General features: G+C 42.8%; 9 protein-coding genes. 5 read left to right on the top strand and 4 right to left on the bottom strand.

The window, feature by feature from the left end:
- The first annotated feature begins 261 nt into the window (after nt 1-261).
- The 3 genes from BM021_RS13850 to ftsH all read left to right on the top strand — a co-directional run bounded on the left by BM021_RS13850 (nt 262) and on the right by ftsH (nt 3896).
- Nucleotides 262-546 carry a hypothetical protein gene (locus tag BM021_RS13850; protein ID WP_143074357.1) on the top strand — a complete coding sequence of 95 codons (285 nt, stop codon included), beginning with the start codon at nt 262-264 and terminating at the stop codon, nt 544-546.
- 470 nt (nt 547-1016) lie between these two features.
- The gene (locus BM021_RS13845) at nt 1017-1856 is read left to right on the top strand and encodes a glycosyltransferase family 25 protein (RefSeq protein WP_090721599.1); all 840 of its coding nucleotides are present in this window, start codon (nt 1017-1019) and stop codon (nt 1854-1856) included.
- 216 nt (nt 1857-2072) lie between these two features.
- Entirely contained in the window at nt 2073-3896 is a 1824-nt protein-coding gene (gene ftsH, locus BM021_RS13840) for an ATP-dependent zinc metalloprotease FtsH (RefSeq protein WP_090721598.1), read from the top strand.
- A 1-nt stretch (nt 3897) separates the two neighbouring features.
- On the opposite strand, the gene BM021_RS13835 is transcribed toward ftsH, so the two are convergent.
- From BM021_RS13835 to BM021_RS13820, 4 genes are all read right to left on the bottom strand, one after another.
- On the bottom strand, nt 3898-4899 hold the full coding sequence (locus tag BM021_RS13835) for a diacylglycerol/lipid kinase family protein (protein ID WP_090721597.1): 1002 nt from the start codon (nt 4897-4899) through the stop codon (nt 3898-3900).
- A 44-nt stretch (nt 4900-4943) separates the two neighbouring features.
- The gene (locus BM021_RS13830) at nt 4944-5987 is read right to left on the bottom strand and encodes an MJ1255/VC2487 family glycosyltransferase (RefSeq protein ID WP_090721596.1); all 1044 of its coding nucleotides are present in this window, start codon (nt 5985-5987) and stop codon (nt 4944-4946) included.
- A gap of 220 nt (nt 5988-6207) precedes the next feature.
- Nucleotides 6208-7119: a patatin-like phospholipase family protein gene (locus tag BM021_RS13825; protein WP_256207938.1), complete on the bottom strand. Its 912-nt coding sequence runs from the start codon at nt 7117-7119 to the stop codon at nt 6208-6210.
- Nucleotides 7120-7135: 16 nt separating this feature from the next.
- The gene (locus BM021_RS13820; RefSeq protein ID WP_090721601.1) at nt 7136-7945 is read right to left on the bottom strand and encodes a UDP-2,3-diacylglucosamine diphosphatase; all 810 of its coding nucleotides are present in this window, start codon (nt 7943-7945) and stop codon (nt 7136-7138) included.
- A 142-nt stretch (nt 7946-8087) separates the two neighbouring features.
- Between BM021_RS13820 and BM021_RS13815 the strand changes: the two genes are divergently transcribed.
- Nucleotides 8088-9095: a M14 family zinc carboxypeptidase gene (locus BM021_RS13815; protein WP_256207937.1), complete on the top strand. Its 1008-nt coding sequence runs from the start codon at nt 8088-8090 to the stop codon at nt 9093-9095.
- The gene (locus BM021_RS13810) at nt 9092-9832 is read left to right on the top strand and encodes an alpha/beta fold hydrolase (RefSeq protein ID WP_090721593.1); all 741 of its coding nucleotides are present in this window, start codon (nt 9092-9094) and stop codon (nt 9830-9832) included. The genes BM021_RS13815 and BM021_RS13810 overlap by 4 nt, the downstream gene beginning before the upstream one ends.
- The last annotated feature ends 187 nt before the right edge of the window (nt 9833-10019 follow it).

Raw genomic sequence — 10019 nt, 5'->3', positions numbered from 1 at the left:
CGAAAAGCTCATATCAATTAACTCAATTGTATGATTAAAAACACTATTATATCATTAATCGCATCTGAAACTGGCTCTGACCGTGCAAAGTTCTCGAGTCAATAATTCTTTGCTCCGCTAGTAATCGCATAATTGGCAAATGCAGGTAAGTAATTGTATCACTTTTAACTTTCTTGATATCTAAAGAAAATTGAACTACAGAGTAATTGTGTGATGTAAATTTATATCTTTGTTCTTACTACTTATAAGGTCATTGCATAAGTGTTGCAACCTACCGTTATTATTAATCAACATCGCAATACTGCAATAATTGTCGCAACTCGCGGTAAAAATTTGCTCGTCATTAAACTAGGAAAGGGAAAGTTGACAGTAACCTCCATATCTCTAGAAAATATTAAGTTGCAGGGTTATATGATCAGTAATTATTCACCAAAGTTGGCAGCACAATCTTATTTGCAACATGGGGCCGGTGTTAGTGAGAAAGCCAAGCAATATCTTGAAAAAATTGCCAGTGGAAAATTTTCTGACAGTCTAGTGTTTTCTTAAATCAAATTTCTAGCCTTATATTTCCTATTTGCTTTGCAGCGAGAACTTTCCATTTCTATCAAATCATTGATGAGCTCATTTCAGTTTCTTGGCCTGGGCTACTTATAGCTTGCTTGACTAAATATTCAGCTCTACGTATATTGAAAAAGTATTCTTCTTATATGATCTTTGCTTTATCAAAGAGCGCTTATGTTCTTACTCTATGGCTTATTAATATAAGAGCCATAACTTTATGAAAGTATTGGTTTTATTCGCTCTAGCGGATGTAAGAGAGGAGTATTATCAGAGAAACAGCGTTTACTACTCTTACTGAAATGGCATGGTTCTTGAAGATTCCATCAGCTATTTCACCAAGCTTCGACAGCGCGAAAAACAAACCTGAGAATAACCTTATGAATTAGATCTAGGTAGATTCAAAGGGGTAATCACTTAGATTTGCTCATCATCTGATCCCCGATTTGGTCTACATAATGAGAAATTTATATAGAAAATATATACAGTCACACCGAGGGGCTACGGTTGGGCCTTGGCGATGGGTTTTTGATACTAAGACAGTTCTGCAAACTGCATCTTCGGCTGGATCATTAGCGCTTGATCGTTTGTTTTTCACCGCAAAACGCAATGACACTAAGCTGTTGTATGCACAAACCGATTCAGTCGATTTCGATATTGTTTGTATTAACTTACTTCGTAGACCAGACAAAAGACAATTTATTGAAAAGCAATTTGGCACAGCTGATTTTAATCTTAAAATATTTTCTGCAATCGATGGATTGACGATTGACACAAACCAGCTAATTGACGATGGTAGATTATCTCCTGGTCATCATTGCCCGGCCACAGGTATGCCGTTAACTCCAGCCCAGATAGGCGCTTATCTTTCTCATTACGAATTGTGGAGAGCAGCGCTCGCATCGCCAAATAAAATATCACTCATCCTTGAAGATGATGCCTTGATGACTTGTAATAAGGCGACGCTAGAAGAATTTGCACGCAATATTCCAGAAGACGCAGATTTATTTTTCATAAATCGTAGAAAAAATAAAACTAAGCATATTAGCTTGCATGCATCGAAATTTGTATCGCATTTTTGGGGGCTTACTGCCTATTTTCTTACTAAACAGGGAGCTGAAAAGTTAATTACTCTGTCTCTTCCCATCTATAAAAGCGCTGATGAAGCGATTAGCGAATTAAACGAAAATGGGATGATTAACTGCTATTGCTCACGGAAAGAGTTAGTAGTGGAATGCAGTAACCCAAGGGACGCGCGAAACTTTCGTTTTACCAGTGACATCATTAGTCGAACATAAAAGAAAATTAGAATTGCTTAACTGGGGATGGCTTTAGTAAAAGTCTTGCCGGGATGCAATCTGAACTATTGTAATCAGTTAAGTGATTATTTTTTTAGCATGAGTTTATTCCATCAGTAGGTAGTTTGCTGCAATTTAGCATTGATCAGGTATCTTATAGTGCCAGCTGATTCTGACATTACGGAAATATCCATCATTCACAAAATGAGGTAATCAATGGATAAGAAAGCACAAATTAATTTCTGGTTTATCATCGTAGCGATGCTGGGCCTTCTATTGGTGCAGAATCTGTATACGCAATATACTCAGGTTAAACATATTCCCTATAGTCGGTTTCAGCATTTACTGGAGCAGGGGCGTGTGGCCGAAATTGCAATTACTGAGAATCAGATTTTTGGAACACTTAAGGAAAAGGATGCGGAAGGATTTAAGGAATTTGTGGCTACACGGGTAGAACCTGATCTGGCTGAAGTATTGGACAAGCACAATGTTGTCTATACGGGCGTTGTGCAAAGCACATGGTTGCGTGACTTGCTTTCCTGGATTGTGCCAACAGCTATTTTTATTGGGATTTGGCTATTCATCATGCGGCGCATGGGCAGCAGCATGGGTGGCGGATTGATGTCGATAGGTAAAAGTCGCGCCAAAGTATTTGTGGAGAAAGAGACCAAAGTCACTTTCAATGATGTTGCGGGGGTAGATGAAGCCAAGGAAGAATTAGTTGAGATCATAAATTTTCTGAAAAATCCGGCGGATTACGGCCGTTTGGGGGGGCGCGCACCTAAAGGTATTCTGCTGGTAGGCCCGCCGGGTACTGGCAAAACATTGCTGGCGCGAGCGGTTGCAGGTGAGGCTGGGGTGCCGTTTTTTTCCATTTCCGGCTCAGAATTTGTTGAGATGTTTGTTGGGGTGGGTGCTGCCCGAGTCCGTGATCTGTTCGAGCAGGCACGACAAATGGCGCCAGCAATTATTTTTATTGATGAACTCGATGCATTGGGTCGTGCACGTGGCGCCTATGGACTGGGCAGTGGACATGACGAAAAAGAACAAACTCTGAATCAACTGCTGGCTGAATTGGATGGCTTTGATCCCAGCAGCGGGATTGTAATAGTAGCAGCAACTAACAGACCGGAAATTCTTGATCCAGCGCTGTTGCGTGCGGGACGGTTTGATCGTCAGGTGCTGGTGGACCGTCCTGATAAGCGAGGGCGAGAACAAATTCTCGCGGTGCATGCAAAAAAAGTGAAGTTACATGCTGATGTTAAAATTGAACAAATCGCTGCCTTAACACCCGGATTTACCGGCGCAGACTTGGCAAATCTTATCAATGAAGCTACATTGCTGGCTACACGGCGTGGCGCCACGTCCGTAGCCATGGAAGATTTCAATAATGCTGTTGAGCGCATTGTGGCGGGTTTGGAGAAACGCAATCGCCTGTTAAATCCGAACGAACGGCGTGTAGTCGCATTTCATGAATTGGGGCACGCGATGGTGGCGCTGGCACTTCCCCATACCGACGAGGTGCACAAGATATCGATTATTCCTCGAGGAATCGGTGCATTGGGTTATACCATCCAGCGCCCGACGGAAGATCGTTTCCTGATGACTCGTCTGGAACTGCAGAATAAAATGGCGGTAATGATGGGTGGGCGGGCGTCCGAGCTGGTAGTGTTTAACGAAGTATCCACCGGTGCCGCGGATGATCTGGTGCGTGCTACTGACATTGCGCGTGCCATGGTACTGCGTTATGGCATGAATGAGGTTTTAGGTAATGTGGCTTATGACCGTGAACCGGCTACTTTCCTGCAAACTAATATTCCTATACCGCAAAATCGTAATTACAGCGAAGATACTGCCAATAAGATTGATATCGCAGTGCGTACCTTGGTTGACCAAGCACTGGAACGCGCTATGAGTATTCTTCAAGCCAACCGAGCTTTGCTGGATCGGGCTGCGGAAGAATTACTGAAAACCGAAACACTTAACCAGCCTGAGATCATTAAATTAAAGCAAGCGATAGTTTCCAGTGAGGCACATTAGATTAATCATGGGCAACCTGTAGTATGCCATTGTTTAAAGAGGGCGGAATCAATACTCGAATTGGTCTGGGGCTGATACTGAATTCGACTGTGCTTTCAGACTCGATATCACGATTGCGGAAATAATCGCCATCCACTTGCAGCGGATAAGACTGATTATGCAGAGTACATGCGATACTTTTCCCTGAGAAATATTGCATGGGTAGATTTGCGGGTTTACGCTGCAGAATTTTCATTGCCTTGACCAGTTCATGCTGATACTGTGCCCCGGGCAAAAAACCAAGAACCAGTTCATTTCTTGATGGATTAGCGGTTGGGACAAGTTGTAAATTTCTAGCATACGCAGAGTTATTGGCCACGATGAGATATCCGGATCCGCGATCAATCACGGGCTCTCCATCAACGCGGACAGATACCGTCGGATGATGTAGGGAGCATAAGGCTTTTAATCCATGCCAAATATAGACTGAATCATTGAGTGGTCCTTTTCTTTTGCCAATATTCTTGACTGTCAGCGAATCCAAGCCCATTGAAGCCATATGAAAAAAAGGTTTTTCTCCTTGAATTCCTTGACCGCTGATCAAGCCATAAAATTGCTGTAAACATGTTCCCGAGGCTATCGCCTCGAGTAAATCGTCTGAGCTTGTACTCATTTCATAGGAACGGGCAAATAGCGACTCATTCCCCCCCGGAATGGCATAAATAGGTGTATCTGTTTTATTGATGGAATTCAACAGCTTTCTTATGGTTCCGTCTCCTCCGATGACGACAACAAGATCACTCGCGGCGATATCGTCTCTAATGCGCGTATAGCCTTTCATCTTTTTTTCAGATGTGCGTACCACAACGCTTTTCCCGTGAAAAGACAACTCCATTTCTAACTTGCAAGCGAGTGTCTCAGTATTACCTGCACTGGATATCGGGTTATAAATAATGAGAATATTTTGCGGTGATGGGATTTTAATTATCAACTGATGAGATTGAAATAAAAGATTGTCGTTCATGAAAGAATAAAGTGCTTTTTATAAATTAATTTCTATTACTCAAGTTAAGAACATTTAACAGGTAACACTTTCACATCTGACCAGATCTTCTGACACCATGACTGATCAATCGGTGGCATGCCGCTCTGTATCCACTGCACCAGATATCTGGCAGTGTTGGGGTAGGTTACTTGAATGGTTTTCGTCTCATATAACCATTGTTCAATAACTTCTGAATCTATTTTGTGCATCATTTTCCCGTAGCCCAGAGTTTGGAGTGCCAAGGCATTCGAGATTTGTTCCATTTGCGCGTGTACCGGTTTTACCAGAATTTTCTTACCTAACTGTAATGACTCACTCGCTAATTCAAAACCAGCGTTGCAAATAATACCTGCGCAATCAGATAAGTCATTTTGGAATCCCTGCAGTGATAGCGGCTTGCAGTGGATATGATCACTCAATGAAGGCGTAATCTCGGGTGAATAATTAAAAAATTCAAACTCTTTGAAGGGTGATAAAAATGCCATTACACGACGTTGATCTTCGAATGGCAGATAGACAACGATTTTATTTTTTTGTATCTGTTGGGTTGTGATCGTTGTTTCAATCACTGGCGGTAAAATGAGCTGGTCAAAGTGATGCCAGTGCAAGCCGATTCCAACATCAACAGGAGCAAAACTCTTCATGACAGCTTCAGAAAGTGGATCATTGCCTGCGCGCGGAATGTTGTATTGGAAAGCATATTGATGACTGATGCCGATAGTTTTCTTGTTTTGCCGCCGTGCTGCCCAAGCGGTGACAGGCTCGTAATCACAAATGACCAGATCATAATGACTCAAGTCCAATTGCTTGATGTCTCTCAGCAAATGCAATGGCCTGGATCGCAATATTGTTTTTAAGTGATTGATTTTGCCGTTTTTAGTGCTGAAGGTCAGACCCTCGCGCCATTGATAGCCGTTAAAAACTTCCATATCAAAAAACTTATCCTGGGGCCTGCCGGTAAACTGGTAAGTCACATCCATATTGGCAGCTTGTAATTCCCTGGCCATAATCCGGGCACGCGTGATATGGCCATTTCCTGTTCCTTGGATCCCATAAAATATTTTCATTTCAATATGACTCCTGCACTGATGAATATGTTGTTAATTTTTTCAGTGATTTCATAGGCATTGACCTTATTGAATGAAACCAGAAAAGTTTAGCGGACTGCTGTGACAGAACAATGACGGTTTTTCGATTCTTGTGTGACAATTTATTGAATTGACGTAATATTCACAGGAGGGTGTAGGTGAAACAGTGAGTTGGCTTGCAGCAAAGTTTCAGCAGCGATTAGGGGTGCATCCATTGCTGGATTTGTTGACGCTGATCGACATACCACTGCTTGCCGATATCTAATGCTTTTTGCTGCAATATTTTATTATTGGCAGAATCCATGTTATCGGGCATATGGTATTTATGCAGATAGTGGTTGATATATAACACACGATTGCCCAGCATTTCTTTGGTCAGACTGGCATTGGTCATCATTTTCTCTCTGAGAATCAGAGAGGCGATGCCTTTGGCTGACCATTGCACACCGCCATATCCGCAGGCTTTCGTGCCATTTACTGCAAAACTGCGCCATCCGGATCCGATAGATAGCACTTTGATTTCGCTGTTGTTCCAGTATTGTTTGGCATGAAGATAGGCACTGAGGCCGGGATTATTCATACCAATACCCCCATCGATTCGCCACTCTCCATCTTCCATTTGCACTGGCGGATAATAGGATGGCGCGGCTGTGCAGGCATCGGCTATTTCGCTTAAAAGAAAATTTGGCCGACTTTCATTGGTAAAGACTTCTAATTGGTCTCGGTTCAGATTGAAACTAGGAATAAATATTCGCTTGTTGAGCGATGAAAGCCGCAGGTTTTCTAATTCCTTTTGTAATAGCATGCGCTTAAAAACACCTTGATACTTTGGATAAATTTGTAATTTATTGAATAGCCGGTTGATCCAATGTTCTGTCATCATTTTTTCCAGTAATTTTTCTTGCAAAATCTTTTGAATGATTTCTGTTGCGCTCATGGCACGTCCCAAGATCAGGCAGGTAATCAATCCGCCTGAGGAGGAGCCGGCCACCATGTCAAACAAATCATAGGCTGAAGTACCTGTGTCTTCTTCCAGACAAGCTAATACGCTGAGTTGGATCAGTAAATGACTGCCACCTCCATCCAGACTTAAAATATATTTAGGCAGCAAGGAATACCTCCACAATTTAGGCAGCTTTTTTACTGGCGAGCAATTCTTCCTGTACGTGGCTTTTGTATTGCTGAAACCGATCAGCCCAGAACATCAATTCCAATGACCCATCGTTGTGTTCCAGTAATGTGGAACAGCTTTCCACCCAATCACCGTCATTGCAATATAATATCGAATTGATTTCTCTTAATTCAGCGTGGTGGATATGACCACAAACAACACCATCAACGCCACGATCTTTTGCCAGATGCGCCAACGCATCCTCAAAGCTGCTGATATAACTGACCGCATTCTTTACCCGAAACTTTAGGTAAGCGGCCAGTGACCAGTACGAAAAGCCGAAAAACTTACGCAAGCCATTGATATAATGATTAAGATCCAGCAGGGTATCGTAGGCGACATTTCCTAATTTTGCGAGCCAGCGGCTATTCTTCACGATGACATCAAACTCATCACCATGCATGACCAGTAGCTTTTTGCCTTCTACTGTGGTATGTACATAATCCTGGTGAATTTCAACATTACCAAATACATGGCCGATGCAATCCCGCATCGCTTCATCATGATTTCCTGGTATGTATATGACTTTGGTGCCATGTTTGGCTTTGCCTAAAATGGATCGGATTACGTTAGTATGATCCTGAGGCCAATGAGGGTTTTTCTTGATACTCCAGAAATCGACTATATCGCCAACCAGGAAAAGATAATCGGTTTCAACTGAATGCAGAAAGTGTAAGAGTGCTTCTGCCTGACAACCGCGAAATCCGAGATGAACATCAGAGATCCAAACACTTCTTACTTTGATAGGGGCTTTGTTCTTTACCATAAATGCCATACCTTTTAAGTGGTGAGTGATGGCAAACAGCATAAAGAGAATTTGTTAAGCTTCCTTGAAGTATTTGTTAAATATTGATGAAATCTTTATTAAAGATTAAAAAGTACGCTAAGCCCATGGATGAGATATTCCTTTGAGACAGTTATTACCCGAGCTGCAGCAAATTGAAGCAATTATTCAAGCCAATAAAACGCATTTATGCACAAAAATACTTTGCCATGTACCCTGCAATGAGGATTTATTGCCAGTGTATGCCCTCATACTTGGGAATAACGCACCCAATATTCCGTGTGTGACTTATGTTGCTGGTATCCATGGTTTAGAGCGTATTGGTACGCAAGTTGTCATTGCTTTTCTCGAGGGATTGCTTGAGCGTTTGAAATGGGACCGGGTTTTGGCTGAGATTTTGCAACATGTACGGATCAATATTTTACCTATCATCAACCCAGTCGGTATGCTGAACTATACCCGTGCAAACGGGCAGGGTGTCGATCTGATGCGCAATGCACCGGTTGACAGTCATGAAAAAACGATTCTGCTGGCCGGTGGGCATCGAATTTCTTCCATCCTGCCGTGGTATCGAGGAAAGTCCGGCCAAGCAATGCAGCCAGAAGCAAAAGCGTTGTGCGATTTTATTGTGCAAGAAGTTTTGCCTGCACCGTTCAGTTTGGTACTGGATTGCCATTCCGGTTTTGGCTATCGTAACCAAATCTGGTTTCCTTATGCCCGAAGCCGCCTTGAACCGATCAAGCATTTAAAGGAAGTATGTTGTTTACGTAAACTGTTTATGCAAACCTATCCGTATCAAGATTATCTGTTTGAGCCGCAATCCCAATATTATCTTGTGCATGGTGATTTATGGGATTTCTTGTATTTAAAGTCATTGGAAAGAAACAATATTTTTCTGCCCTTGACACTTGAGATGGGGTCCTGGCGTTGGATCCGCAAGAATCCATTACAGTTGCGTCAATTGCTGGGTCTGTATCATCCGATCAAGCCGCACCGGCTTAACCGGGTACTAAGGAGTCACTTGATTCTGATGGAGTTTCTGCTGCATGCCACTTTATCGTATCAAAACTGGCTCAACCAAAGTGATGCACAGGAACTGGAACAACAAGCACTGGCACTATGGTATTCATGACACACCGCTCAGATTTTGTGCTGATCCGCGGATTATGGCGTGAAGCAAGGCATTGGGGGAAATTTACCGAAAACTTGGAGCAACAATTTCCAGATGTTGCTATCAGTACACCCGATATACCGGGCAATGGACGATTGCATCATGCCACCAGTCCCAACACGATCGCAGGGATGACTGAAGCATTACGCTTGCAAGTGCCTAAAGATCGGCCACTCAGACTAATTGCGCTTTCAATGGGCGGGATGATTGCCATTGATTGGATGACACGATATCCGGATGAAGTTGAAGCGGCGGTTTTAATCAATACCAGCGCCAGACCACTATCCCCGTTTTACCACCGCCTACGCTGGACAATTTATCCCCATATTCTCAAAATAATTTTTCGTTCTGCCTTGCAGAAGGAAGCGGATATTCTGAGTTTAACTTCGAATCATCATCCGCATGACGGCAAATTGCTTGAGTCCTGGCAGCAATGGCAACAACAAAATCCGGTATCAACCATCAGTGCCAGGAATCAATTTCTGGCTGCCGTAAAATTTACAATCACTGCCAAACCACAACAACCGGTACTTATCGTAGCCAGCCAGGCTGATCGTTTGGTGGATTACCGCTGCAGCCTGAAAATGGCGCAAACGTGGCGAACGGGCTATGTACAGCATGAGTCGGCCGGTCATGATTTGCCGTTGGATGAACCGGAATGGCTGGCTGATGTTGTCAGGCAATGGTTTGATAATTGATTTCAAATTTATTGAGCAATCTCCTAATATATTTGAAGCAGTTTCGACGATTTTGAATAAATAGATAGATCGAAAGATTGATTGTCAGTAATTAGAGCATTCTGCATTTAAGTACGTCCATACCCTGAATTCAGGAAGTAATTTCTGCATTCATATGCTGAGAAGAGCGGCAGTATGCTGCCGATGG

It is taken from the genome of Nitrosomonas sp. Nm166 (assembly GCF_900112825.1).
GTDB lineage: Bacteria > Pseudomonadota > Gammaproteobacteria > Burkholderiales > Nitrosomonadaceae > Nitrosomonas.
This window is presented reverse-complemented; position numbering and strand designations above follow the sequence as displayed.

Bases quoted from the DNA above. Each gene is read 5' to 3' on its own strand.
- BM021_RS13845 (WP_090721599.1), top strand. From the start codon at position 1,017: ATGAGAAATTTATATAGAAAATATATACAGTCACACCGAGGGGCTACG.
- ftsH (WP_090721598.1), top strand. From the start codon at position 2,073: ATGGATAAGAAAGCACAAATTAATTTCTGGTTTATCATCGTAGCGATG.
- BM021_RS13835 (WP_090721597.1), bottom strand. From the start codon at position 4,899: ATGAACGACAATCTTTTATTTCAATCTCATCAGTTGATAATTAAAATC.
- BM021_RS13830 (WP_090721596.1), bottom strand. From the start codon at position 5,987: ATGAAAATATTTTATGGGATCCAAGGAACAGGAAATGGCCATATCACG.
- BM021_RS13820 (WP_090721601.1), bottom strand. From the start codon at position 7,945: ATGGTAAAGAACAAAGCCCCTATCAAAGTAAGAAGTGTTTGGATCTCT.
- BM021_RS13810 (WP_090721593.1), top strand. From the start codon at position 9,092: ATGACACACCGCTCAGATTTTGTGCTGATCCGCGGATTATGGCGTGAA.